Source organism: Megamonas hypermegale (assembly GCF_900187035.1).
Classification (GTDB): domain Bacteria; phylum Bacillota; class Negativicutes; order Selenomonadales; family Selenomonadaceae; genus Megamonas; species Megamonas hypermegale.
On sequence record NZ_LT906446.1, the window covers coordinates 221,989 to 247,468 of the forward strand.

Annotated in this window: 21 protein-coding genes, 5 tRNA genes, 3 rRNA genes and 1 pseudogene; 26 read left to right on the top strand and 4 right to left on the bottom strand. The window is 37.9% G+C overall.

Translation table 11 applies throughout. The annotated features are described in order from the left end of the window. Positions 1–110: 110 nt before the first annotated feature. From CKV65_RS01060 to CKV65_RS01110, 12 genes are all read left to right on the top strand, one after another. Positions 111–989, top strand: coding sequence for a sugar ABC transporter substrate-binding protein (locus CKV65_RS01060; protein WP_231922691.1), 879 nt, complete (start codon positions 111–113; stop codon positions 987–989). Further along, positions 989–2,284: a sensor histidine kinase gene (locus CKV65_RS01065; protein WP_027890132.1), complete on the top strand. Its 1,296-nt coding sequence runs from the start codon at positions 989–991 to the stop codon at positions 2,282–2,284. The genes CKV65_RS01060 and CKV65_RS01065 overlap by 1 nt, the downstream gene beginning before the upstream one ends. Positions 2,285–2,301: 17 nt before the next feature. Further along, complete coding sequence (locus CKV65_RS01070; protein WP_027890131.1) at positions 2,302–2,976, top strand: response regulator transcription factor; 675 nt, start codon at positions 2,302–2,304, stop codon at positions 2,974–2,976. Further along, positions 2,969–4,264 carry an ABC transporter substrate-binding protein gene (locus tag CKV65_RS01075; protein ID WP_027890130.1) on the top strand — a complete coding sequence of 432 codons (1,296 nt, stop codon included), beginning with the start codon at positions 2,969–2,971 and terminating at the stop codon, positions 4,262–4,264. Before CKV65_RS01070 ends, CKV65_RS01075 begins: the two co-directional genes overlap by 8 nt. A gap of 195 nt (positions 4,265–4,459) precedes the next feature. Next, complete coding sequence (locus tag CKV65_RS01080; protein ID WP_027890129.1) at positions 4,460–4,879, top strand: PTS sugar transporter subunit IIA; 420 nt, start codon at positions 4,460–4,462, stop codon at positions 4,877–4,879. A 19-nt stretch (positions 4,880–4,898) separates the two neighbouring features. Then, positions 4,899–5,189, top strand: a complete 291-nt coding sequence (locus CKV65_RS10970) for a PTS sugar transporter subunit IIB (protein WP_269457064.1) — start codon at positions 4,899–4,901, stop codon at positions 5,187–5,189. Continuing rightward, entirely contained in the window at positions 5,179–5,391 is a 213-nt protein-coding gene (locus CKV65_RS10975) for a PTS sugar transporter subunit IIB (protein ID WP_269457065.1), read from the top strand. Before CKV65_RS10970 ends, CKV65_RS10975 begins: the two co-directional genes overlap by 11 nt. Before the next feature lie 57 nt (positions 5,392–5,448). Beyond that, complete coding sequence (locus CKV65_RS01090) at positions 5,449–6,315, top strand: PTS mannose/fructose/sorbose/N-acetylgalactosamine transporter subunit IIC (RefSeq protein WP_027890128.1); 867 nt, start codon at positions 5,449–5,451, stop codon at positions 6,313–6,315. Then, the gene (locus CKV65_RS01095; RefSeq protein ID WP_027890127.1) at positions 6,316–7,149 is read left to right on the top strand and encodes a PTS system mannose/fructose/sorbose family transporter subunit IID; all 834 of its coding nucleotides are present in this window, start codon (positions 6,316–6,318) and stop codon (positions 7,147–7,149) included. It begins immediately after the preceding gene. A 27-nt stretch (positions 7,150–7,176) separates the two neighbouring features. Beyond that, on the top strand, positions 7,177–7,446 hold the full coding sequence (locus CKV65_RS01100) for a hypothetical protein (protein ID WP_027890126.1): 270 nt from the start codon (positions 7,177–7,179) through the stop codon (positions 7,444–7,446). A 107-nt stretch (positions 7,447–7,553) separates the two neighbouring features. After that, positions 7,554–8,363 (top strand): Cof-type HAD-IIB family hydrolase, encoded by an 810-nt coding sequence (locus tag CKV65_RS01105; RefSeq protein WP_027890125.1) that lies wholly within the window; start codon positions 7,554–7,556, stop codon positions 8,361–8,363. Positions 8,364–8,617: 254 nt separating this feature from the next. Then, entirely contained in the window at positions 8,618–10,462 is a 1,845-nt protein-coding gene (locus CKV65_RS01110; protein ID WP_027890124.1) for a carbon starvation CstA family protein, read from the top strand. An 80-nt stretch (positions 10,463–10,542) separates the two neighbouring features. Here the strand turns inward: CKV65_RS01110 and CKV65_RS01115 are convergent, their stop codons facing one another. After that, entirely contained in the window at positions 10,543–11,067 is a 525-nt protein-coding gene (locus CKV65_RS01115) for a transcription repressor NadR (RefSeq protein ID WP_027890123.1), read from the bottom strand. Between the two features lie 22 nt (positions 11,068–11,089). Then, entirely contained in the window at positions 11,090–11,560 is a 471-nt protein-coding gene (ybaK, locus tag CKV65_RS01120) for a Cys-tRNA(Pro) deacylase (RefSeq protein ID WP_027890122.1), read from the bottom strand. Positions 11,561–11,855: 295 nt separating this feature from the next. Between ybaK and CKV65_RS01125 the strand changes: the two genes are divergently transcribed. The 6 genes and pseudogenes from CKV65_RS01125 to CKV65_RS01150 form a co-directional block, all read left to right on the top strand. Continuing rightward, a 16S ribosomal RNA gene (locus tag CKV65_RS01125) occupies positions 11,856–13,411 on the top strand. A gap of 87 nt (positions 13,412–13,498) precedes the next feature. Then, positions 13,499–13,574 (top strand) — tRNA-Ala (locus CKV65_RS01130). A 298-nt stretch (positions 13,575–13,872) separates the two neighbouring features. Continuing rightward, positions 13,873–14,670 carry a molybdate ABC transporter substrate-binding protein gene (gene modA, locus CKV65_RS01135; protein WP_422730536.1) on the top strand — a complete coding sequence of 266 codons (798 nt, stop codon included), beginning with the start codon at positions 13,873–13,875 and terminating at the stop codon, positions 14,668–14,670. Positions 14,671–14,732: 62 nt separating this feature from the next. Then, entirely contained in the window at positions 14,733–15,392 is a 660-nt protein-coding gene (gene modB, locus CKV65_RS01140) for a molybdate ABC transporter permease subunit (RefSeq protein ID WP_027890683.1), read from the top strand. Positions 15,393–16,053: 661 nt separating this feature from the next. Continuing rightward, positions 16,054–17,163: an IS200/IS605 family element RNA-guided endonuclease TnpB gene (gene tnpB, locus CKV65_RS01145; RefSeq protein ID WP_095197713.1), complete on the top strand. Its 1,110-nt coding sequence runs from the start codon at positions 16,054–16,056 to the stop codon at positions 17,161–17,163. A gap of 135 nt (positions 17,164–17,298) precedes the next feature. Beyond that, positions 17,299–18,285: pseudogene (locus CKV65_RS01150) on the top strand (sulfate/molybdate ABC transporter ATP-binding protein); the annotation flags it as partial. A 39-nt stretch (positions 18,286–18,324) separates the two neighbouring features. Here the strand turns inward: CKV65_RS01150 and CKV65_RS01155 are convergent. Then, entirely contained in the window at positions 18,325–19,758 is a 1,434-nt protein-coding gene (locus CKV65_RS01155) for a HAMP domain-containing sensor histidine kinase (RefSeq protein ID WP_036254940.1), read from the bottom strand. A gap of 121 nt (positions 19,759–19,879) precedes the next feature. Here CKV65_RS01155 and CKV65_RS10745 point away from each other — a divergent pair, with 121 nt between their 5' ends. From CKV65_RS10745 to tnpA, 8 genes are all read left to right on the top strand, one after another. Continuing rightward, positions 19,880–20,041 carry a hypothetical protein gene (locus CKV65_RS10745; RefSeq protein WP_155909592.1) on the top strand — a complete coding sequence of 54 codons (162 nt, stop codon included), beginning with the start codon at positions 19,880–19,882 and terminating at the stop codon, positions 20,039–20,041. A 175-nt stretch (positions 20,042–20,216) separates the two neighbouring features. Continuing rightward, positions 20,217–20,293: transfer RNA gene (locus CKV65_RS01160), tRNA-Ile, on the top strand. Positions 20,294–20,450: 157 nt separating this feature from the next. Then, a 23S ribosomal RNA gene (locus CKV65_RS01165) occupies positions 20,451–23,361 on the top strand. 69 nt (positions 23,362–23,430) lie between these two features. After that, a 5S ribosomal RNA gene (rrf, locus tag CKV65_RS01170) occupies positions 23,431–23,547 on the top strand. 44 nt (positions 23,548–23,591) lie between these two features. Next, a tRNA-His gene (locus CKV65_RS01175) sits at positions 23,592–23,668 on the top strand. A 9-nt stretch (positions 23,669–23,677) separates the two neighbouring features. Next, positions 23,678–23,753 (top strand) — tRNA-Trp (locus CKV65_RS01180). A 52-nt stretch (positions 23,754–23,805) separates the two neighbouring features. Next, positions 23,806–23,895 (top strand) — tRNA-Ser (locus CKV65_RS01185). A 182-nt stretch (positions 23,896–24,077) separates the two neighbouring features. Further along, positions 24,078–24,542 (top strand): IS200/IS605 family transposase, encoded by a 465-nt coding sequence (gene tnpA / locus CKV65_RS01190; RefSeq protein WP_095197670.1) that lies wholly within the window; start codon positions 24,078–24,080, stop codon positions 24,540–24,542. A gap of 151 nt (positions 24,543–24,693) precedes the next feature. Here the strand turns inward: tnpA and CKV65_RS01195 are convergent, their stop codons facing one another. After that, on the bottom strand, positions 24,694–25,419 hold the full coding sequence (locus CKV65_RS01195) for an MIP/aquaporin family protein (RefSeq protein ID WP_027890507.1): 726 nt from the start codon (positions 25,417–25,419) through the stop codon (positions 24,694–24,696). Positions 25,420–25,480 lie beyond the last annotated feature (61 nt).

The window sequence follows — 25,480 nt, forward strand, 5'->3', positions numbered from 1 at the left end:
CAACAGTAATGATATAATAGTGCAAAGTGGGTGATTATATGCGTAGTAATAAAAGTTTTATTTGGAAAATAATAATAGTATTAAATATTGCCATTATATGTTTTATTTATATGCAATACATAGTAGCAGATAGAGAACATAAAGTTTTTGGTGTTACATATATGACGATGAATAATCCTTTTTATAAGATTATTAATAATGAGATATTAAAAATTGTAGAAGAACATAATGATGTGCTTATAACTTTAGACCCAGCCCTTGATATAGAAAAGCAAAATGAACAAATTTATGATTTAGTAGAAAAAAGAGTAGATGGAATTTTTGTCAATCCAATAGATTTTCAGAAAATCAGTCCTGCTTTAGAATATGCTAAAAAAAAGGGTATACCGGTCATTATTGTTGATTCACAAATTCAAAATAAAGAATTAGTAGATTGTACAATTGTTTCAGATAATTATAATGCAGGTGTACAATGTGCAACAGCTATGATGAATAGACTTGATAAGGCAAATATTTTTTTATTGAAGCATACAACGGCTAAATCAGCAGAAGACAGAATTAAAGGTTTTACTGATACAATAAAAGGTAATGATAATTATAAAATCATCAACGAAAGCGAATGTGAAGGGCAATTAGAAAAGGCAATGCCTGCTACACAGAAAATGTTAGAAGAAACACCAGATGTCGATGTTATCATGGCACTTAATGACCCAAGTGCCTTGGGGGCAATAGCAGCTTTAGAGTCTAAACAACGTTATGATGTTTTAGTCTATGGTGTAGATGGAACACCGGATATGAAATCATTATTTAAATACAATCCAATGGCAGCTGGAACGGTGGCACAGTCGCCTATATCCATAGGGAAAATAGCTGGAGAAAAAATGTATGATATTATATCTGGCGAAAATGTGGAAAAAGAAGTTATAGTACCAGTTTTTTTCATAAATAAGGATAATTTAAACAAATATGATGAAAAGAGTTGGCAATAATGAAACATACAAATTTATATTATCTGTCAATAATACGTAATTTGATGGTGTTATTGAATTTTATAAATATATTATTTTTAGCAACGATAATATTATTTACCAGTAAATACATTGTTGAAAATCAATTAGCAAGAGAATTTTTAGAAAAAATTACTTATGTGCCAAAGTCTCCTCAGTTGGTATTTTGGGGTTCAATAATTTTATTTGCAATATTGATTTACCTTATGTATCATCGTGATAAAAAAATTATTGAACATAAATTAGTCAATAATCTATATAATTTTTTTGAAGCTATTATTTGTTTTATCATAGTATATCTTTTGTATATGACGTATAATGGCTTAGTTTTATTGGTTTTTTGTGATTGTATTTATAATTTTAAAGATGATAAATATGCTAAATATATGTTGATATCATTGATTGGTATGTATTTGTTTACAAATTGGGATGTATTTACAGCTTTTTCACCATTGATGAATTTTCAGCAATACGTACAATTTTACGATGTAAATTTAAAAAATCTGTTATTTTTATCTAAAAGTATTTTAGAAATGTTTAATATATTGTTATTTATAATTTTTATGTCAGTATATGCAGTAGGTCAAATTCAAGAAAATGAATTTATTTCTAAAAAACTTAGAATGATTTCGCTTGTAAATAAAAAATTGCAAAGATATGCTGTAGTTACGGAAAGAATTGGCGAAAACAATGAAAGAAAAAGATTAGCAAGGGAAATTCATGATACAGTTGGTCATGCTTTAGCAGGTGTGGCAGCTGGTATTGATGCTTGTATTGTGATGATTGACAGTAATCCAGAAGCGACGAAAAGTCAGTTAAAAGTTATTTCTAAAGTAGTGCGTCAAGGTATGGTTGATGTACGAAAATCTTTAAATAAACTTAGACCAGGAGCTTTAGAAAAACAGGGCTTTAAAGAAGCCATAGAAAAGATGATAGATGATTTTGGCAGTTTAAGTGAGGTAAATATTAAATTAGATTACAGATTAAAAGATGTGGATTTGGAAAATACAACAGAAGATATTTTATTTAGGATTATTCAAGAAAGTATGACTAATTCAGTGCGTCATGGTGGTGCTAGCCAGATAAATATTTCGTTGTATATGGAAGAAAATAATCTTTGTTTGTACATAAAAGATAATGGTATCGGTTGTAGTGAAATATCGTATGGTTTTGGTTTAAAACAAATGAAAGAACGTGTTGCTATTATTAACGGAAAAGTTAAATTTGATGGAACGAATGGTTTTATGGTAATGGTGAAGATACCGATTTTTAAATAATAGAGGTGTAGTAAGGAATGATTAGAGTAGTAATTGCTGATGACCAAGAATTGATAAGAACATCGCTTAAAATTATTTTGAGTACGCATAAAGACCTTGAAATAGTAGGAGTGGCGGCAGATGGTTTTGAAGTACTCGATATATTAAAGCAAAAAGAAGTGGATATTGTTTTAATGGATATTCGCATGCCTCATATGGATGGTGTGTACTGTACAAAAGTCATAAAAGAACAATATCCAGCGACAAAAGTTGTAATTTTAACGACTTTTAATGATGATGATTTTGTATTTAGTGCATTAAAATATGGCGCAAGTGGCTATTTGTTAAAAGATGTTAGCATGGATGAATTATACAGTGATATCGTGACTGTATATAAAGGTGGTGCTTTAATCAACCCAGATATTGCAACGAAAGTATTCAGTATGTTCACAAAGATGTCACAACATAATATGATTATTCAAGTAGATGAAAGTTTTTTGAAGGATATCAGTAAAACAGAATGGAAAGTCATTCAGCAAGTAGGTTGCGGTTTATCTAACAAGGAAATTGCTCAAAAATTATTTTTATCTGAAGGTACAGTCAGAAATTACCTTAGTTCCATCTTATCAAAATTGAATTTGAGGGATAGAACTCAGCTCGCTATTTGGGCTGTACAGACTGGTAAAACTATAAGGGATTTTGATAATGAATAAATTAAAAATTGGTATAGGCATTATTATATTAGTCATAGCTTTTGCGATGTATTGGTCGTATAATCAAACGATTGTATTAAAAGTGGGCGTATTTGCAGGCAGTAATTGGGATGTTCCTAACGGTAGCGGATATAAACTCATAGATACGGCTATTGCTAGATTTGAAGAAGAGCATCCAAATGTAAAAATTGAATATAAAAGTGGTATTTTAAAAGAAGATTATTCCTTATGGCTAGCAGACCAAATCATAGAAGGTAATGAACCGGATGTATTTATTGTTTTAGGTGATGATTTTAATACTTTAAGTTCAGTTGGAGCTTTAAAGGATTTAACAGGTTTAATTGAAAATGATAAAAGTTTTGATATAAACAATTATTATGGAAGTGTTTTAAAAATTGGGCAGTATGAAGGCAATCAATATGCTCTTCCGTATGAAAGTAATCCCAAATTGATGTTTGTCAATAAAACTTTACTAGAAAAAGAAGGCATACCAATGCCTAAAAATGATTGGACATTAGATGACTTTTATGACATTTGCAAAAAAGTGACAAAAGATAGTGATGGCGATGGCATCATTGACCAATACGGCTGTTATAATTTTACATGGATTGATGCAATAAATGGATACAATCTGCAATTATTTAACGAAGACGGCACAGCATGTTATTTAAATAGAGATGAAGTAAAAGAAGCATTGACCTTCATGAAGAATTTAAATGAATTAAATCAGGGCTATAATGTAAAGGCTAATGATTTTGATAAAGGTAAAATAGTGTTTGCGCCGATGCCATTTTCACAGTATCGTGCTTATAAGCCATATCCTTGGAGTATAAAAAAATATTCTACATTTGAATGGGATTGCGTTAGAATGCCTGTAGCCAAAAATAAGAAGCATGTAAGCGAAGTATCATCACTTTTAATGGCCATATCATCAAGAACAACACATTCAAAAGAGGCATGGGATTTTTTGAAAATGCTTACATATAATGAGCAGTCGCAAAAGGATTTATTTCAGTATTCTCAAGGTGTATCCTCTTTAAAATCAGTGATACGTTCAGATGAAGTTAATAATTTATTAAATAAAGATAAGTTACAAGAAAGTCAAGTAAATATGAATTTATTAGATGATGTAATGGAAAGTGCTGTTACAGCAGGACAGTTTAAAAAATACGATACAGCTTTAAGTATAATGGATAGGAATATAAGAGAGATTATTCAAGATAATGATGATTTGGATATGTCATTGATAGATTTGCAAAAGGAAGTAAATAAATATTTGAGAAATTGAAAGACTACGATAAGTAGTCTTTTTTTTATGATTTAGCGATATGACAAATGTAATAAATGAATATATAAATAGTCATGTCAAATATATGATTATAGACACGTTAAAAAAGTAGATGGATTTGCTAAAATTATTTGTGTTAAAAGAATTATTAGAAAAATAAGAGAAACGTTAAAATTAGTAAAGGAGGTTTAATTAATGAAATATGTAATATTAGTAAGTCATGGAAAATTTGCAGAAGGCTTAGCAAATGCACTTTCCATGTTAGTTGGTAAAAGAGAAGATATCATAGCCGTAGGTCTTGAAGACGGAAAAAGCGTGGATGAATTTGCGCAATTATTTACTGATACGGTAAGCAAAATTACAACAGATGATGAAGTAATTTTATTAGGGGATTTAATTGGTGGTTCACCACTCACTAATGCAGTTAATGTATTGAATAACAAAGGTATAAAAATGGTTGTTATTGGCGGTATGAATTTACCAGTAGCACTCACTTCCGTATTGATGAAAGATACTTTTGCTTTAGAAAATCTTGCTGAACAAGTTCTTCAAGAAGCTCATGGAGCTTTGAGAGAATTTAAAATTGAAGCAGATGATGACGATGATGATATTTAATTTTTAGGAGGAATTACTTATGTCAGTTTCATTTATTCGTATTGATGACCGTATGATTCATGGTCAAACTTGCACTCGTTGGGCACGTGAATATCCGTGCGATGGTTTGATTGCTGTAAATGATAAAGCAGCTAAATCCGATGTTTTAAAAGCAGCTTACAAAGCAGCTAGTGGTAAAAAAACTTTCGTTTGGACTTTAGAACATTTTCAGAAAAAAGCTCAGCAGGTTTTAGACAGCGATACTCGTTATTTCTTAATCACTAAAAATCCTATCGATATGAAAAAAAATTCTCGTAGATATGGGCTTTAAATGTGGTATTACAAAAGTAATCGTAGGTCCATGCAATGACCGTGACGATGCAGTTAAACTCGGTAATAACCAGTCTATTACACAAGAAGAAGCTGAAGCTTTAGAAGAAATCAGCAAAGCTGGCTATCAAGTAGAATTTTCTTTATTACCAGATGTTTCCATCGGCAGCTGGGATAAATACAAAGGTAAATTTGGTTTCTGATATAAACGCGATAATTTTTAGCAGGAACTTATAAAATAAAAATAGGAGGGGACTAAATTGGAAATTAGTTGGCTTCAAGCCGCGCTACTCGGTTTTTTTGCATGTTTAGCTAGTATGCCAGGTATGGGCGGTACAGTAATTGGTAACTACACATTAGGTCGTCCACTTGTCGGCGGTCTTGTTTGCGGTATTATTTTAGGTGATATTAAAAGCGGTATCTTAATTGGTACTGCAATGCAGGTTGTTTACATCGCATTGGTAACACCAGGTGGTACAGTTTCCGCCGATGTTCGTGCCGTAAGTTATATCGGTATTCCACTTGCTATGATAGCAGTAAAATCTATGGGTATTGATGCAGGTAGCCCAGAAGGTATGGCTCTTGCAACTTCCTTTGGTTCCATGGTTGGTACACTTGGTACAGTTTTATTCTATGGTACAGCAACAATCAACTTGGCATGGCAACATATAGGTTGGAAAGCTGTTGAACAAGGCGATTTCCATAAATTGTATATGGTTGATATGGGTCTTCCTTGGATTTCTCATATTATCTGCTCTTTCCTTCCAACACTCATCATGTGCAAAATGGGTGCTCCAATGGTAGAATTAATCAAAGTTTATCTCCCAATGGATGGTCTTGCAATGCAGACTTTATTTACAGTTGGTGCTCTCCTTCCTGCAGTTGGGGTTGCTATCTTACTTAAACAAGTTGCAGATAGTTTCCTCGATTTCATTCCATTCTTCTTAGGCTTTGCATTAGCAGCAGGCATGGGATTAAACTTAATTGGTGCTGCTATTGTCGGTGGTATGTTTGCAATTATCAACTATAAAATTCAAATGCTCCGTATAGAAGCTAAGAAAGCAGCTAGTGCTGCTCCTGCTAAAGCAAGCAGTGATGATGATGACGATGATGAGGAGGATATTTAAATGGCAAAGATTTCTAAGAAAACATTAAATAAATCATTTAGAAATTGGTATTATGGACATTTAACATGTTTCTCCCAAGAACACATGCAGACTTTTGGTTATTTGTGTGCCATGTTACCAATTGTTGAAGAATTATATAAAACAAAAGAAGAACAAAAGAAAGCAATGGAAACATATACAGCTTTCTTCAATACAGAACCACAGGTCGGCAGTGTTGTTGTTGGTATCACAGCCAGCTTAGAAGAAGCAAAAGCAAATGGCGCAGACGATATCAACGCAGAAACAATCAATGGTCTTCGTGCAGGTCTTATGGGTCCTCTTGCTGGTATCGGCGATTCTCTCGTTGTAGGTACGTTAATCCCTATCCTGCTCGGCGTGGCAATGGGTCTTTCTTCCGGCGGCTCGCCAATCGGTGCTATTTTCTACATCATTGTATGGAACTTGCTTATCACTTTCGGTATGAGATTTTTATACTTCAAAGGCTATGAACTCGGCGGTAAAGCGATTGATTTCTTAGTCGGCGAACAGGCTACGGCAATCCGTGAATCTATCGTTATGCTCGGTACTATCGTAATCGGCGCCGTTGCTGCAACATGGATTAACATCAAAACAGGCTTCACTATGACGGCAGCCGGTGCGGACAAACCGTTCCTCGTACTGCAAAATACATTGGACGGCGTATTCCCGAACATCTTATCGGCAGCTTTCGTTATCCTGTGCTGGTATCTGATGGCGAAAAGAAAAATGTCGCCGATTATGGTAATGCTGCTTCTCGTAGTGATTGCATTCGTCGGCGTACTTGTAGGCTTCTTCGATACGGGTCTCAGCTATTAATGGTAATTTGTTGAAGGAGGTTTTAGCGTGGACGGCAGAGAGAAACAGGTTTATGTCAATGAAATTAAGTACCAGATAAAAATGCTGAATAATTTAAAAGGCTGGCTTCGAAATCTGATGGTGATTTCTTCCGTAGCACTGCTGCTTATCCTGTTCGGCGGACAGTACAGCGTATTTATTCCGGCGGCAGGAGCTGTAGTCATGGCTGTAAGCATCATCGGCTGCATAGCCGTAGGTCTCGGTCTGAAAAACGGTAGAGCCAATGTCAATAAATTAATCAATTATATAGAAAAATAATATTGCTAAATAGAGCTATGATGATAATCTCCCCACCTAACACTGCATCATAGCTCTTTTTTTAAGAAAGCAAAATCGACTAAAATCGACAGATTGGAGGTCTGGTCATGCAATATAAAATCGTTTTTTCAGATATCGACGGTACAGTGCTCACATCATCGCATCACGTTCTGCCGAGTACGACGCTTGCCGTAAAAGAACTGCTGCAAAAGTCCATCCCCTTTGTACTCGTTTCGGCGCGTATGCCGCAAGCCATACGGACAGTAACAGATGAAATGAATGTGAACATACCGATGATAAGTTACGGCGGAGCGTTAGTTCTGGATGACAGGCAAAATATCCTGTATGACAGAAAAATAAGTGCTGCGGATACGGCGGCCGTCATCAAGGAAATAAAACTGTTCTGGCAAGACAGTGTAGTTATCAACTATTATGCGGGAGACGGCTGGTTTGTAGAAGACACGGAGAATAAAGCAGTTGTCAGAGAGGAGAATATTACCCGCGTAAAAGCACGGCAGGCTGATTTTGCGCAACTGCTGGCAGACGGCGTATTGCCGAACAAACTTTTGTGCATGACCAGTCCGCCTATTTGCGAAATGATGGAAAAAATGCTCGGAGAAATGTTTCCGCAGCTGAAAATAATGCGTTCCAGTCCGATTTTGCTGGAGATAATGGACAAAACCGTATCAAAGGCGGAAGGTATAAAAATCATGCTGGAGCATTTCGGCTTGAAGGCAAATCAGTCCATTGCCTTCGGGGATAATTACAATGATTTGGACATGCTAGAGCTTGCAGGCGTCGGCGTGGCGATGAACAATGCGCCGGACGACGTGAAGAAAACGGCGTCTGCCGTAACGGATGATAATAATCACGACGGCATTTATAAATTTTTACAAAAGATAAAATTAGTGGATTGATGAAAATACCTGTAGCGTATGTTTTTAGAATGAGCTACAGGTATTTTGTATTCATGGAGAAATTTTGAAAAAGTTGCAAAATCATGAAGGAGATTGAAAATTTTTGCCGAAATTGTCTGTGTGAGTTAATTTATTCACAAAGTAGTACATAATAATTCTTAGAAAGAAGGCGGGAGATTTTACATGTAACGATTAATGAAATTTATGTATGTATACGATATATGTATACATAGAGAGAAAAGGGAGGATTTTTTATGAACGGTGTACATCTCGTAATAATTACAGCGTGTGTACTTATTTTAGCTTATCGTTTTTACGGTGCATTCATTGCTGCCAAAGTATTGACTTTGAACCAGTACAATGTACCGCCGTCTATTCGCCTGGAAGATGGTCATGACTATGTGCCGACGAATAAATGGGTTGTGTTCGGTCATCATTTTGCCGCTATTGCGGGGGCAGGTCCGCTTGTCGGTCCGGTTATCGCGGCGCAGTTCGGTTATCTGCCGGGCATGATGTGGATTTTAATCGGTTCGGTTATGGCCGGTGCCGTGCATGATATGGTAATTTTGGTGGCATCCATTCGCCATAACGGTAAATCGCTGGCGGAAATCGCCAAGACGGAAATCAGCAAGCTTGCCGGTACGAGTGCTCTCTGGGCAACGCTGTTTCTGCTCATTATAACGGAAGCCGGCATGGCGGTTGTTGTTGCAAACTCATTGTTCAACAGCCCGTGGGGAACGTTTACGGTAGGCGCGACAATTCCTATTGCTATTTTTATTGGTATTTATCTTAAATATCTGCGTCCGGGACGTATTCAGGAAGCTACGATTATCGGTGTAGCGATGATTTTGATTGCCGTTGCACTTGGACCATATGTAAGAGATTCTGCGACACTCGCACCGTATTTTACATATAATGTTGTTCAGATTGAAATTGCTATTGCCGTATACGGCTTTTTGGCATCCGTTCTGCCGGTTTGGCTGCTTCTCGCGCCGCGTGATTATCTGAGCACTTATATGAAAATAGGTACGATTTTGGCTTTGGCACTCGGTATCATCATCGTTGCGCCGGAAATCCGCATGCCGGCAACTTCGCCGTTTTTATGGGGCGGCGGACCTGTAATCAGCGGTTCCGTTATTCCGTTCGTATTCATCACTATCGCCTGCGGTGCCATCTCCGGTTTCCACAGTCTTATTTCCACCGGTACTACGCCGAAGATGATTATGAACGAACGTCAGATTTTACCAATCGGTTACGGTGCAATGCTTACAGAAGCGTTCATTTCCATGATGGCATTAATCGCTGCAACGAGCCTTCATCCGTCCGATTATTTTGCTATCAACTCCACACAGCAGGCATTTGCTTCGCTGGGACTTCAGGTGCAGGATTTGCCGATGCTGTCGCATATGGTCGGTGAAGATTTGATGCACAGACCGGGCGGCGCCGTATCGCTTGCTGTCGGCATGGCGGACGTATTCTCCAAAATTCCGTACATGGAACAGTTCATGGGCTTCTGGTACCATTTCTGCATTATGTTTGAAGCATTGTTCATTCTGACTTTGATTGATGCCGGCTCGCGCGTAGGCCGTTATCTGCTGCAGGAACTTCTGGGCAGAGTTTACAAACCGTTCGGCAATACGGAATGGTGGCCGGGCATTATCTTCTGCAGCGCTGCTGTAAGCATCTGCTGGGGATATCTCGTACTTCAGGGCAATATCGGTGAAATCTGGCCGCTGTTCGGCGTATCCAACCAGCTTCTGGGCACGATAGCTCTGGCAATCGGCACATCGTATATTTTCCGCATCGGCCGCGGCCGTTATGCGTGGGTAACGATGATACCGTGTATTTTCCTTGCTATCATCACCTGCTACGCCGATTATCTGAACATTTTTACGAACTACATTCCGACAGGCAAATGGCTGCTTGTGGCAATCAGTGCCGTAATGTTTGTTCTCGTTGCCGTAGTTATGATAGAAGCAATTCGCAGCTGGGTACGCTATGCGAAAACTGTTAAACAGGATTACAGAACGCGTGAAGAAATTGAAGCTGAAACAAAAGCTGAACTGCAAAAACAGGGTAAACTTGATTTAGTAAAATAAAATTTGATAAAGTAGTGTAAACAAAAAGCAATTCATCTATAAACTTTTCAAGATGAATTGCTTTTTGTGTGCTTATCTATTTATTCGTTCACTAAAATACCGGCGTTTGCAAGTTCCTGGCAGATGACGGACAGGGTGTCCTTGTCGGGAACTTCAATCGTATGGTAGTGAACGCCGTTTGTCATAACCAAGAGCGGTTCGGCTTTTGTCTGCTGCATTTTTTTGATGAAGGCGTATGCTTCACGGCGCGTGGCAATGAACAGATTGACTCTGATTTCACCGTACAGAGGATGGTCGACGATGACGTCATGCACTTTGCCGCCGTTGTCGACGATTATTTCAAATTCTTTTTTGACGCTGTCCTTATCGTTAGCATGGCGACAGCAAATCGTTTCCAGCATATTGCAATTTTGAGGTTTATTCGGAATTATATAACCGCGTGGTGTAGCGTATATATCATGGCCTGTAGCGCGAAGTACAGTGATGTCACCGACAATTATCTGACGGCTGACTTGAAACTTATTAGCAAGTACAGTGCCTGTCAATGGAGTTTTGCTGTCAATGAGCGTTTCTAAGATTTTTTGGCGTCGTTCTTCCGTATTCATGTAAATTTCACTCACTTTATATCTATTTCGTTAATGGAGAAACGGTAGCTTTTACTGCATTGATTAAATCGTTAGGATTTATGATAATTTGTCCACCGCGAATACCAGCACTGACAGCAATTTTTTCCCAGTTTAGAGCTGTTTCATCGATGAAAACAGGATAATCTTTTTTTGCGCCAAGTGGAGAGCAACCACCGCGAATATAGCCTGTGAGTGGTTGAAGTTCTTTTAAATGAATCATTTCCATTTTTTTGTGACCGGAGGCTTTTGCTAATTTTTTTAAATCGAGTTCATCATCGCCAGGGATACATGCCATGACAATATCATTTTTATCGCTGCGAGCTACAAGAGTCTTAAATACAGTTTTTATATTCATACCAGCTTCTTGGGCAACATGAATGGCACTTAAATCATTAGGGTCTACTTTGTATTCTTTTAGTTCATAACTTATTTTTAAGCGGTCAAGTATGCGTGCCGCATTAGTTTTTTTCATAAATAAAAACCTCCTAAAGTGTTGATTTTACGCTATTATTATAGCACGCTAGAAATTTATTTTAAATTATTTTATATTTTTTTCAAAAAAAGTGTTGACATTTTATTGAATTCACGGTATTATATAGAAGCTGGCTCACGGAGACAGCACAAAATAAGAAATGTTCTTTGAAAACTAAACAATGCACAATGTTTTCTAACAGACGAATGTGCGGTAATTCATGAAAATGAATTTACCTTTAAAATTTCTTTTAAAACAGATAATTAAGAGCCAATCGGTTCTTCGAAAAATAATTTTTTTGGAGAGTTTGATCCTGGCTCAGGACGAACGCTGGCGGCGTGCTTAACACATGCAAGTCGAACGGGGTGTTTATTTCGGTAAACACCAAGTGGCGAACGGGTGAGTAACGCGTAAGCAATCTACCTTCAAGATGGGGACAACACTTCGAAAGGGGTGCTAATACCGAATGAATGAGAGATGACCGCATGGATATTTCTCTAAAGGAGGCCTCTGAAAATGCTTCCGCTTGAAGATGAGCTTGCGTCTGATTAGCTAGTTGGTGAGGGTAAAGGCCCACCAAGGCGACGATCAGTAGCCGGTCTGAGAGGATGAACGGCCACATTGGGACTGAGACACGGCCCAGACTCCTACGGGAGGCAGCAGTGGGGAATCTTCCGCAATGGGCGAAAGCCTGACGGAGCAACGCCGCGTGAACGAAGAAGGTCTTAGGATCGTAAAGTTCTGTTGTTAGGGGCGAAGGGCAACATTTTGAATAAGGGTGTTGTTTGACGGTACTTAACGAGGAAGCCACGGCTAACTACGTGCCAGCAGCCGCGGTAATACGTAGGCGGCAAGCGTTGTCCGGAATTATTGGGCGTAAAGGGAGCGCAGGCGGGAAGTTAAGCGGACTTTAAAAGTGCGGGGCTCAACCCCGTGAGGGGGTCCGAACTGACTTTCTTGAGTGCAGGAGAGGGAAGCGGAATTCCTAGTGTAGCGGTGAAATGCGTAGATATTAGGAAGAACACCAGTGGCGAAGGCGGCTTTCTGGACTGTAACTGACGCTGAGGCTCGAAAGCTAGGGTAGCGAACGGGATTAGATACCCCGGTAGTCCTAGCCGTAAACGATGGATACTAGGTGTGGGAGGTATCGACCCCTTCCGTGCCGGAGTTAACGCAATAAGTATCCCGCCTGGGGAGTACGGCCGCAAGGTTGAAACTCAAAGGAATTGACGGGGGCCCGCACAAGCGGTGGAGTATGTGGTTTAATTCGACGCAACGCGAAGAACCTTACCAAGACTTGACATCGACTGACGTACTTAGAGATAAGTATTTTTACTTCGGTAAACAGGAAGACAGGTGGTGCATGGCTGTCGTCAGCTCGTGTCGTGAGATGTTGGGTTAAGTCCCGCAACGAGCGCAACCCCTATACTATGTTGCCAGCACGTAAAGGTGGGAACTCATAGTAGACTGCCGCGGACAACGCGGAGGAAGGCGGGGATGACGTCAAGTCATCATGCCCCTTACGTCTTGGGCTACACACGTACTACAATGGGATGAACAGAGGGAAGCGAAGTCGCGAGGCAGAGCGGAACCCTAAAAGCATCTCTCAGTTCGGATTGCAGGCTGAAACTCGCCTACATGAAGTCGGAATCGCTAGTAATCGCAGGTCAGCATACTGCGGTGAATACGTTCCCGGGCCTTGTACACACCGCCCGTCACACCACGAAAGTCATTCACACCCGAAGCCGGCTAAGGGCCGAAAGGAACCGACCGTCGAAGGTGGGGGCGATGATTGGGGTGAAGTCGTAACAAGGTAGCCGTATCGGAAGGTGCGGCTGGATCACCTCCTTTCTAAGGAGCATGCGTTACCGGAAGGTAAGGTATGAGTCGAGCACATTCGTAAGCATTGTTTGGTTTTGAGAGAATATCTCTCTATATGGGGGTGTAGCTCAGTTGGGAGAGCACCTGCCTTGCAAGCAGGGGGTCAGGAGTTCGAATCTCCTCATCTCCACCATATTGAATATATGCCTAAGGGCTTAAGATAAAAGACAGGTTTTACCTGTCTTTTTTATTTTGTAAAATAAATTGTTTTTTTATGTATTTTATATTGCCTTTTAGATAATTTTTTTATAATATATCATATGTCAGCAAATATTGCTGGTTTGATTTGCTTGTTAAGTTTAAAATGAAAGGAGATTTTTAATGAATAATTTGATGATAACTGTAGCTTCTGTATGTTTAGTAGCTATAACTTTAGTTAATTTATAATTTTAGTTGTATTCAGTATTGACAGAGGTTTTTATATGTATCAATTGAAGAAAAATTTTGTAGCACTAATTCTATTATTATTATTTAGTTTTATTATTTCTGGTTGTGATACTGTACAAACTGAAAAAAAAGCAGAAGAAGATACTTCCGTAAAAGAGGTATATATCGTAGCGGCAGCTAGTATGACAGATGCTGTCAAAGAAATTGGTGCTAATTATGAAAAACAGCACCCAAATGTAAAATTGATGTATAACTTTGGTAGTTCAGGTGCATTGCAAGCTCAAATAGAACAAGGTGCTCCGTCTGATGTATTTATTTCAGCAGCGCAAAAGCAAATGGATGCATTAGAACAAGAAAACTTGATTGATAAATCTACTAGAAGAGATTTATTAGAAAATAAAGTGGTTCTTATTGTGCCAAAAGATAGTACATTAACATTGAATGATTTTTCTGATATAGCAAGTGATAAAGTACAAAAAATTGCTTTAGGTGAAATGAAATCAGTGCCAGTGGGACAGTATTCTGAAGAAATTTTTACAAAATTGAATATATTGGATGAAATAAAGCCTAAAGCTGTATATGCTTCTGATGTACGACAAGTTTTGGGCTGGGTGGAAACTGGTGAAGTTGATTGTGGTGTAGTTTATGCTACAGATGCAGCGATTTCTGATAAAGTAAAAATTTTACTTACGGCTCCAGAAGATACACATAAACCAGTAATTTATCCAGTGGCTATGGTAACATCTTCTAAAAATCCAGAAATAGCAAAAGATTTTTTGACTTTTTTAGGTGAAAATGAGCAAAAAGCTGTTTTGGAAAAATATGGTTTTGAAGTAAAATAATCTATAATATGGTGGCAGTCTAATTAACAAAGTCTGCCACTATTTTTATTTGAGGTGATGGAATGGATTTATCGCCACTTATTATATCGATAAAAACGGCAAGTTTAGCAACTGTTATAACTTTTGTATTGGGTATTTACGCAGCAAGATATATAAAAAGAGTAAAAAAATATCAAGGCATTATTGATGGAATTATCACTTTACCGCTGGTTTTGCCGCCTACTGTGGTAGGTTTCTTTTTATTGTTACTTTTAGGAAAAAATAGTTTTATCGGGCAATTTCTTAATATATTTGATATAAATATAATTTTTTCTTGGCCAGCGACTGTCATAACTGCAACAGTTGTATCATTTCCGCTTATGTACAGAACAACACGAGCTGCCTTTGAGCAAGTTGATAGGGACTTAATAGCAGCTGCGCGTACGTTGGGCGCTAGTGAAGAACGAATTTTTTGGAAAATAATTTTACCATTGACAAAACCTAGTATTATTGCAGGGACAATTTTATCTTTTGCTAGAGCGCTTGGCGAATTTGGTGCGACTATCATGTTAGCTGGAAATATTCCAGGTAAAACGCAAACGATGGCAACAGCTATTTATTCTGCTGTGCAGGCAAATGACCAAGAAAGTGCATTTATTTGGGCATTTATAATAATAATTTTTTCGTTAATTGTTATGGTAGTTATGAACTATTGGCTTAAAAAGCAAAAGGATATAGCTTGATAGGAGCGATTATATGGCTTTAGAAGTGAATATAAAAAAGCAATTTGATTATTGTGAGCCGCACACTTGTGATTCTAATCATGAGTTAGGCGAACAAAATAGTCAGCGTATATAGAAATATGTACGTAGAGATAGACTAAGATCTATCCAATACTGTTTGAATTGCTGGAAAGCCCTAAAGATATCTGAACTACAACGTAAACATGAAATAAAGTTAAACGTGAATGTGGCGAAAGCAGAAAAAATCAGATATATAGCATAAGGTTAAATCCTAAGTGTTGAAAAATGGACAATCAGCAGCGAAGCTCCGAATAGGAGAACGTTCAACGACTATTCCTCTTGAGGGAAGTACTCAGTAAGCTATTGACTGAGGAAGTGGACAGACTCTAACAGGTAAAGCTGAGGGATAAGATATAGTCTGTGCCGTTACGAAAGTAACGGAAGTTCATAAGAGAACTGTATAGAAAGTAGCGTTTCTATATGAACGAGACCTCATAATACGACTAAAGAAGAACCTACAGTTCTTGTATATGTTATTTAAAATAGGCAGTTAATATATAAACACTTGTTATATTGCTATACATATGTCATGATTATATTAGATGATAGTATGAAAGTGATATATTTATTCATTAATTAGAAGAAAGCGTAAGTGTTTATTATGGAAAAAGCTTATAAATTTAGGATATACCCCAATAAAACACAAGAAAGTTTACTTCAAAAAACTTTTGGCTGTGTACGTTTTATATATAATCACTTTTTAGATAGAAGAATTAAAGCATATGAACAAAATAAGAAAAATATAGGTTATAATGAATGCTCAAAAGAGCTTACTCAATTAAAAAAAGAAAAAAAGTGGCTTAAAGAACCAGATAAATCCTCCTTACAAAATGCTTTAAAGAATTTAGATACAGCTTATAAAAACTTTTTTAATAGACAAAAAGCAGGCTTTCCTAAATTCAAATCTAAAAAGAATCGGTATAAATCGTACAAAACAAATATGACAAATAACAACATTGTATTTTTAGGAAATAAAATAAAATTACCTAAAATAGGTAAGATAAAAATAAGAGATAAATATTGCCAAATAGAAGGTAGGATTTTAAGTGCGACAGTATCACAGACTCCTAGTGGGAAATATTACGTTGCACTATGTTGTACAGACCTGCCTCAACCTGAATTCATAAAAACGAATAAATATGTCGGTTTGGATTTAGGAATAAAGGATTTTGTCATAACCTCAGATGCAATAAAATATAGCAATCCTAAATACTTGCAGAAATCATTGACTAGATTAGCTAAACTCCAAAGAGAGCTTTCTCGAAAAACAAAAGGAAGTTCAAATTGGGAAAAGGTTAGAGTAAAAGTAGCTAAATTGCATGATAGAATTGCCAATCAAAGACGCAATTTACTACATCAAGTAACATGTCAACTTATCAGAAACTACGATGTAATCTGTCTTGAAGATTTGCAGGTTAAAAACATGATGAAAAATCATAAATTAGCAAGAAATATAGCTGATGTCAGTTGGTCAGAGTTTATGAGACAACTAACATATAAAGCCAAATGGTTTGGCAGGGTTATTGTCAAAATAAATAAATTTTATCCTTCAAGCCAATTATGTCATATTTGTGGGTATAAAAATATTGAAGTAAAAGATTTAAATGTTAGAGAGTGGAACTGTCCTGAATGTAAAACACATCACGATAGAGATGTAAATGCAGCTATAAATATTAGAGATGAAGGATTAAGAATATTAAACATAGCTTAATCTTGAATAACATATACAAGAACCGTAGGAACTATGGGGATAGCTCGGAGATACTGTATTCGTTAGAATACTTGACCGAGAACCCTGCGACTTTAGTCGTAGGAGGTTCAGAATTTTGTTTTAGATGTAAATTTTGTATTAAAAAAGGGAATATTAGGTGTATTGGGAGCTTCTGGTTGTGGTAAATCAATGACGCTTAAATGTATTGCAGGTATTGAAACACCAGATACAGGAAGAATTGTTTTAAATGGTAGAATTTTATTTGATAGTAAATTAGGCATAAATTTGCCACCGCAACAGCGAAATGTAGGTTATTTATTTCAAAATTATGCATTGTTTCCGCATATGACGGTAGAAGATAATATCGCTTTTGGCATAAAAGAGAAAGATAAAAAAGCGATAATTGATAAGTATGTAGATATCTTTCATTTAAATGAAGTGCGCAAATTATATCCTAGAAATTTATCTGGTGGACAACAACAGCGCGTGGCATTAGCTAGGATTTTTGCTTCTAAGCCAGATATTTTAATGCTCGATGAACCATTTTCAGCGCTTGATGATTTTTTAAAATGGCAAGTGGAAATAGAGCTCAGAAATATTTTAAATTTATATGTAGATGATATTTTATTTGTTTCTCATAATCGTGATGAAATATACCGTTTTTGTGATGAAGTAGCAGTGCTTTCAGCGGGAAAAATAACGGCATTTACTACGAAAAAAGCATTGTTTGAAAAACCGCAAACGCTAGAAGCTTCTAAACTTAGTGGCTGTAAAAATCATTCTCGCATAGAAAAAATTGATGATTATATTGTTAAAGCTATTGATTGGAATTTGATTTTAAAATTAGATACGAAAGTCATGGCAAACGATGCATATATTGGTATTAGAGCTCATGAAATCAATATTCATGTAAATAAGATAGATAAACAAAATATTTTTGCTTTTACAATTGAGCATATTATAGAAAATATCTTCAGTATAATATTCATGGTTAGAGCTACTGATGCTAAAAATATGATTAGAGTGGAATTTGATAAAGAGTATTGGCATGATGATAAAAAAGTTGGCGATGAGATTTATTTAGAATTGGATGCAAAACATTTATTTTTACTAAGAGATTAAAAAAAGCTACTTCTTATTTCTAAGAAGTAGCCTTTGTTTTTATTTGTTTATAGTGAATTTAAAGCCTGTGTATTCATCAGCTTGCTGTTCATACGTCAATTTAATATTGTGCAATTTAGCTAAATGTTGAGCAATAGATAATTCGATGCTAGAAAAAAGACTGTCATCTGGTTTAGTAGCGTAAAATTGTGGGAATACATCAGGTAATTGCGTCAGTGATACTTCAGAATTACTATTTTGGAAGAAAATATAATAATGCTGTGCATCTTCTGTTACTTTAATATGCAAAGTACTGTTTGAAGGATAAAGTTGAATGGCTTTATCGAGCGTTTCGCAAAACATTTGTTTTAAACGATTAGCGTCCCCTGTGAATAAAATGAGATTGTTAACTAAATCAAAATGCGTTTTAAATGAAATCTGTTTATCATCAGCTACTTTTTGACGTGCCTTTATACTATCTTGTAAAACATCAAGTATATTCAATAAATCCTTTCGCATAGAAAAATCTACATCTGTTATTTGCGTTAAATTAAGTAAATTATTAGTGAGATGTTGCATTTTTTCTATTTCTTTAGTCATTTTGTTGACTGTAGCTTTAGTTAAAGCATTTTTATTATTAGCTGTTAATTCGTTGAGACTTGCTTTTATCTCTTTTATTGGTGAATGCAACTTATATGCCGTTTTGACGATTATATCTGAGCAAGATTTTTCTTTAAATTGAGTTGTATTTTCCATATTCTTTAAATAGAAAGAGAGTTTATTTAGGTTTTGTGCTAAAAGTGCTATTTCATCTGTTGATTTAGTTTTTATTTGTGTGTCGTAATTATGATTCATCATCTTTTGCATGAATTTGTTGAGTACATTTAAAGATAAGATGTATTTGCGAACTAAATAGCGCAGTAAGAATAATGATATAAAGAATAAAATGACAGTGCAAAATAATAAAATGGCAATGCCATCATACCAGCTGTGTTGAATCGATGGTAACTCATCGTGTAAAAGTAATGCAGCTTTTACTTCACCAGCTTTATTATAAACGGGAACACCTATAGTGATATAATTTGGATTGGTGAAAGCGGCAAAATCTTTAGAGCGAATATTTTGTCCTGTGAAAATCGTTTGAATGTCATTTTGACATTGCGGTGAAATCTGATTGTAATTTAGATTAGGATAGGAACGACTTCCAACCATCTGTAAGGTATTTTTGTCAACAAGCCATATTTCATTTTGGTTTAAAACGTTTAATAGTTGTAAAACATTATTATTGTAAATAAGTGTGATTGGAACATTATCAGCGGTTGTTTTACTTAAAACGTCAGCAAATGATAAAGCTGTTGTTTCTAAGCGACTATTTTCTACATCATTAGCATGTTTTAAGAAAATAAAACCAAAACAGATACTAAAGATGATGACAAAGAATAAGAGTATAGAAGTTAAAATAAGCATTAATTTATTGATAAGTTTAAATGGCATGATAAAGTACCTCGATAAATTTCATTAGTATATATAGAATTTTATCACAAAAATAAAGAAGAAAAAATATCTTGAATGATATATACTATTATTAGAAAGAATATTGAAAGGAGATGATAATATGCGTAAATTAGTAACGTTATTAATGACGGCATTTATGCTGGCAAGCTTCTCCGCTGGTGTTTTTGCACAAGAAAAAACAAATTATGACTTTAACAGAGTTGGTGATGGATATCATTGCGATTATGATAATGGACATCATCATGATGACCGTTGCTGGTGACTGAAATAACAAGGGTATGAGGCCTTTCTCATGCCCTTTTAAATATTTTTTTTAGAAAATGTAAATTTTTTTAAAAAAAAGTGTTGACATGATGGCAATAATTTAATATACTATAGAAGCTGGCTCGTGAGCCAACAGAAAAGAGAAAGCCTTAAGGGCTTGAACATAAGAATATGGGCCTATAGCTCAGCTGGTTAGAGCGCACGCCTGATAAGCGTGAGGTCACTAGTTCAAGTCTAGTTAGGCCCACCATAATTGTTCTTTGAAAACTGCACAGAAGAATATAAATGCAAAAAACTAATTCACCGAAAAGAAAAGCAAATGCTTCTCTTAGAGTTTAGTGGATTGAACCAAGCATTTTAGGATTTAAAAAAACATTAGCGAAGACAAAAGCAAATGACCTTAAGTAAGTTAAGTGAACAAGGGCATACGGCGGATGCCTTGGCGCCAAGAGCCGATGAAGGACGCGGTAAGCTGCGAAAAGGTATGGTAAGGAGCAAGCATCCAGTGACCCATACATTTCCGAATGGGGCAACCCATCATCAGTAATGTGATGATACGAAAGAGGCAGACCCGGGGAACTGAAACATCTAAGTACCCGGAGGAAAAGTAATCAAATGAGATTCCCTAAGTAGCGGCGAGCGAAAGGGGAAGAGCCCAAACCAGATAACTTCGGTTGTCTGGGGTTGAGGACCGGCATAAAGAGGAAACTTCTTAGCCGAATGGTCTGGAAAGGCCATGCGTAGAAGGTGAAACACCTGTAGGCGAAAAGGAGTCAATCTGGCTGGTATCCAGAGTACTACGAGACACGTGAAACCTTGTAGGAAGCAGGGGGGACCACCCTCCAAGGCAAAATACTAATTGGCGACCGATAGAGAATAGTACCGTGAGGGAAAGGTGAAAAGAACCCCGGGAGGGGAGTGAAATAGAACCTGAAACCGTATGTCTACAAGCAGTCGAAGCACCTTAAGAGTGCGACGGCGTGCCTATTGAAGAATGAACCGGCGAGTTACATTATGTTGCGAGGTTAAGTGGGAGACACGGAGCCGAAGCGAAAGCGAGTCTTAATAGGGCGGCTAGTAACATGGTGTAGACCCGAAACCGCAGTGATCTATCCATGGTCAGGTTGAAGCGCAGGTAAAAATGCGTGGAGGACCGAACCCGTGAGTGTTGAAAAACTTTGGGATGAACCGTGGATAGGGGTGAAATGCCAATCGAACGCGGAGATAGCTGGTACTCCCCGAAATAGCTTTAGGGCTAGCCTCAGGGAAGATTATAGACGGTAGAGCACTGTTCTGGTAAGGGGGCGTAAAGCCTACCGACCCTAGACAAACTTCGAATGGCTATAATTAAGACCCTGGGAGTCAGACTGCGAGTGATAAGACCCGTAGTCAAGAGGGAAACAGCCCAGACCACCGACTAAGGTCCCCAATGCTGTACTAAGTGGAGAAGGATGTAAGACTTCATAAACAACCAGGATGTTGGCTTAGAAGCAGCCACCATTAAAAGAGTGCGTAATAGCTCACTGGTCGAGAGGCCTTGCGCCGAAGATGTCCGGGGCTCAAGTACAGAACCGAAGTCGTGGCAGGATTTAATAATTCTGGGTAGGGGAGCGTTGTGTATTCGACTGAAGGTGTACCGTAAGGAGCGCTGGAGGATACACAAGAGAGAATGCCGGTATGAGTAGCGAAAAGAACAGTGAGAATCTGTTCCACCGAAAGCCTAAGGTTTCCTGAGCAACGCTCGTCGACTCAGGGTAAGTCGGGACCTAAGCCGAGGCAAAAAGCATAGGCGATGGACAACAGGTTAATATTCCTGTACCGCTTCAAATCGTTTGAGCAATGGAGTGACACAGAAGGTAGCTTGAGCACGCGACTGGAAGAGCGTGTCGAAGGTGGTAGGTTGTGATATAGGAAAATCCGTATCATAAGACCGAGAGCTGATAGATAGACGATACTTCGGTAGAGTCAAATTCAAGTGAGCCATGCTGTCGAGAAAAGCTTCTAGTGAGAGATGGAGCGCCCGTACCGAAACCGACACAGGTAGGCGGGGAGAGAATCCTAAGGTGCGCGGGACAACCCTCGTTAAGGAACTCGGCAAATTGTATCCGTAACTTAGGGATAAGGATAGCCGGAGGATGTGAAGGGATTAACTTCTGGAGCGTCAGCCGGTGGCACAAGAGAGGCCCAAGCGACTGTTTAGCACAAACACAGGTGCCTGCGAAAGAGAAATCTGAAGTATAGGTGCTGACACCTGCCCGGTGCTGGAAGGTTAAGAGGAGGGCTTAGAGGCAACTCGAAGGCTTGAATTGAAGCCCCAGTAAACGGCGGCCGTAACTATAACGGTCCTAAGGTAGCGAAATTCCTTGTCGGGTAAGTTCCGACCCGCACGAAAGGTGTAACGACTTGGGCACTGTCTCAACGAGGGACCCGGTGAAATTGAAGTACCTGTGAAGATGCAGGTTACCCGCGACTGGACAGAAAGACCCCATGGAGCTTTACTGCAACCTGACATTGATGTTTAGTAAATAACGTACAGGATAGGTGGGAGACTGGGAAGTCTGGGCGTTAGCCTAGATGGAGTCGACGTTGGGATACCACCCTTTATTTATTGAACCTCTAACTGTAGGAGTAACGAAACTCAGGACAGTGTCAGGCGGGCAGTTTGACTGGGGCGGTCGCCTCCCAAAATGTAACGGAGGCGCCCAAAGGTTCCCTCAGCGCGAACGGAAACCGCGCAAAGAGTGCAAAGGCAGAAGGGAGCTTGACTGCGAGTCAGACACGACGAGCAGGTACGAAAGTAGGGCTTAGTGATCCGGTGGTTCCGAGTGGAAGGGCCATCGCTCAACGGATAAAAGCTACCCTGGGGATAACAGGCTAATCTCTCCCAAGAGTCCATATCGACGGGGAGGTTTGGCACCTCGATGTCGGCTCATCACATCCTGGGGCTGGAGCAGGTCCCAAGGGTTGGGCTGTTCGCCCATTAAAGTGGTACGTGAGCTGGGTTCAGAACGTCGTGAGACAGTTCGGTCCATATCCATCGCGGGCGTAAGAGACTTGAAGGGGGCTGCTCCTAGTACGAGAGGACCGGAGTGGACGGACCAATGGTGTACCAATTATCCCGCCAGGGGTACAGTTGGGTAGCTACGTCCGGAAAGGATAAACGCTGAAAGCATCTAAGCGTGAAACCAGCCTTGAGATGAGGTCTCCCGAAGCGTAAGCTTGAAAGACACCTTAAAGAAGATGAGGTTGATAGGCCAGGAGTAGAAGTTCAGTAATGAATGTAGCGGACTGGTACTAATAAGTCGAGAACTTAACTTAAAAGCTTGGTAGAGCAAGAAATTCTTCTGTGAAGTTTTGAGGGAACAAAAGACCTCAGAAAAAAGAATATCCGGTGATGATGCCTAAATGGAACCACCTGTATCCATACCGAACACAGTAGTTAAGCATTTAGAGGCCGAAAGTACTTGCATGGAAACGTGCTGGGAGGATAGGAAGTTGCCGGTTAATAAGTTTTATACTTTTATATAAAGCTTAGATAATGGAATATGGCGGCTATGGTGAAGCGGTCAACACGGCGGATTGTGGCTCCGTTATTGCGTGGGTTCGATCCCCACTAGTCGCCCCATTACTTTATAGGGGTATAGCTCAATTGGTAGAGTAGTGGTCTCCAAAACCATTGGTTGTGGGTTCAAGTCCTACTGCCCCTGCCATTATCATTATAACTTCGGTTTTGCCGAAGCTTTTTTAGTAAATTTTAAATATGGAGTGATACTCAAGAGGCTGAAGAGGACGGTTTGCTAAATCGTTAGGCGGCTTCGCCGTGCGAGAGTTCGAATCTCTCTCACTCCGCCACTTTGTAAACATTAGCGATATCAGAAAAAATCTGATATCGCTTTTTTGTTGTCGCCGAATAGGTATGATAAAACCCACAGTTTAACTGGGGGTTGTTAAGAATTCTTAAAGAAAAGGAAAGAACCTCCGTACTACAATATAAGTGGTCTGGCAACCATATAAAGTATAGGAGGTTCGTGTCAATGAATGATATAAAAAGTTTATCACATAGTAAGTGGAGATGTAAATATCATATTGTTTTTGCACCAAAATACCGTAGACAAGTTATTTATAAAAAAATAAGAGTAGATATAGGAAAGATATTAAGACAGTTATGCAAAAGAAAAAAAGTAGAAATAATAGAAGCAGAATGTTGCCCAAATCATATCCATATGTTAGTGGCAATACCACCGCATTTGAGTGTAGCAGGATTTATGGGGTATTTGAAAAGTAAGAGTAGTTTGATGATATTTGATAGACATGCAAATTTAAAATATAAGTATGGAAATAGACATTTTTGGTGCAGAGGATATTATGTAGATACAGTAGGAAAATATGAAAATGCGATAAAAGAATATATAAAAAACCAATTAGAAGAAGACATAATGATAGATCAAATAAGTTTAAAAGAATATATAGACCCGTTTACAGGTAGCAAGGGACAATAAGGCAAAAATAAAAGCCCCAAAGAGGGGCTTTGCCAGTGAAAAAAATGTGGTTGTCAGATTATTCAGCGCATCTTTTAAGATGCAACCACAAGAGAAAAACCCTTATAGGGTTGAGCAAACCACCAGTTTAACTGGTGGTTTTGATTTAAAATTATATGATGTTAAGTATTTTGGCAATACTATAAGCAGAGATACTAGCTAACATTGGAGCAATGATTGGAATCCATGCATAACGCCAATCAGATTCTCCTTTACCAGAGATAGATAATAATGCATGAGCTATACATGGCCCTAAATCACGGGCTGGATTTATAGCATAACCAGTAGGACCACCAAGACTTAGACCTATTGCCCAAATTAAAATTCCTACGATATACGTACCGAGACCAGATGGAAATGAACCATTATTAGGATTAAAAATAGCAAAAATCAAAAATATAAGTATAAACGTACCGATAAATTCACAAGCAAAATTATAACCGTAATTTCTAACAGCTGGAATAGTGGCAAAAACGCCTAATTTGGTCTTTTCATTTTCTGTAAGTGCCCAATGTGGTAAATAAGCGATATATACGATAACAGCGCCTAAAATTGCTCCAAGTATTTGTACACACATAGTAGCTAAAGCTTGAGTTCCTGTATAAATACCATTTAATGTTTTGGCTAAAGTAAGTGCAGGATTTAAATCGGCTTGAGGAGCTCCAAGTGCTGTAGATGTAAATGCACCCATTATTACACCAAATCCCCAAGCAGCAGTAATTACTATCCAACCACTATTTTCTCCTTTAGAACCTTTTAAAGAAACGTTGGCGACTACACCACAACCAAAAGTAATAAGAATGGCTGTACCAATAAATTCTCCTAATAAATTGTCCATAAAAATAATCTCCTTTCATATAGTTATTAAAGAATAAAGTAAATTTTAAATTTATTTTGGA

What these genes read in the sequence shown, in the direction of transcription:
- CKV65_RS01060 (WP_231922691.1), top strand. Translation starts at nt 111, where the DNA reads ATGCAATACATAGTAGCAGATAGAGAACATAAAGTTTTTGGTGTTACA.
- CKV65_RS01065 (WP_027890132.1), top strand. Translation starts at nt 989, where the DNA reads ATGAAACATACAAATTTATATTATCTGTCAATAATACGTAATTTGATG.
- CKV65_RS01070 (WP_027890131.1), top strand. Translation starts at nt 2,302, where the DNA reads ATGATTAGAGTAGTAATTGCTGATGACCAAGAATTGATAAGAACATCG.
- CKV65_RS01075 (WP_027890130.1), top strand. Translation starts at nt 2,969, where the DNA reads ATGAATAAATTAAAAATTGGTATAGGCATTATTATATTAGTCATAGCT.
- CKV65_RS01080 (WP_027890129.1), top strand. Translation starts at nt 4,460, where the DNA reads ATGAAATATGTAATATTAGTAAGTCATGGAAAATTTGCAGAAGGCTTA.
- CKV65_RS10970 (WP_269457064.1), top strand. Translation starts at nt 4,899, where the DNA reads ATGTCAGTTTCATTTATTCGTATTGATGACCGTATGATTCATGGTCAA.
- CKV65_RS10975 (WP_269457065.1), top strand. Translation starts at nt 5,179, where the DNA reads ATGGGCTTTAAATGTGGTATTACAAAAGTAATCGTAGGTCCATGCAAT.
- CKV65_RS01095 (WP_027890127.1), top strand. Translation starts at nt 6,316, where the DNA reads ATGGCAAAGATTTCTAAGAAAACATTAAATAAATCATTTAGAAATTGG.
- CKV65_RS01105 (WP_027890125.1), top strand. Translation starts at nt 7,554, where the DNA reads ATGCAATATAAAATCGTTTTTTCAGATATCGACGGTACAGTGCTCACA.
- CKV65_RS01110 (WP_027890124.1), top strand. Translation starts at nt 8,618, where the DNA reads ATGAACGGTGTACATCTCGTAATAATTACAGCGTGTGTACTTATTTTA.
- CKV65_RS01115 (WP_027890123.1), bottom strand. Translation starts at nt 11,067, where the DNA reads ATGAATACGGAAGAACGACGCCAAAAAATCTTAGAAACGCTCATTGAC.
- ybaK (WP_027890122.1), bottom strand. Translation starts at nt 11,560, where the DNA reads ATGAAAAAAACTAATGCGGCACGCATACTTGACCGCTTAAAAATAAGT.
- modB (WP_027890683.1), top strand. Translation starts at nt 14,733, where the DNA reads ATGGATTTATCGCCACTTATTATATCGATAAAAACGGCAAGTTTAGCA.
- tnpB (WP_095197713.1), top strand. Translation starts at nt 16,054, where the DNA reads ATGGAAAAAGCTTATAAATTTAGGATATACCCCAATAAAACACAAGAA.
- CKV65_RS01155 (WP_036254940.1), bottom strand. Translation starts at nt 19,758, where the DNA reads ATGCCATTTAAACTTATCAATAAATTAATGCTTATTTTAACTTCTATA.
- CKV65_RS10745 (WP_155909592.1), top strand. Translation starts at nt 19,880, where the DNA reads ATGCGTAAATTAGTAACGTTATTAATGACGGCATTTATGCTGGCAAGC.
- tnpA (WP_095197670.1), top strand. Translation starts at nt 24,078, where the DNA reads ATGAATGATATAAAAAGTTTATCACATAGTAAGTGGAGATGTAAATAT.
- CKV65_RS01195 (WP_027890507.1), bottom strand. Translation starts at nt 25,419, where the DNA reads ATGGACAATTTATTAGGAGAATTTATTGGTACAGCCATTCTTATTACT.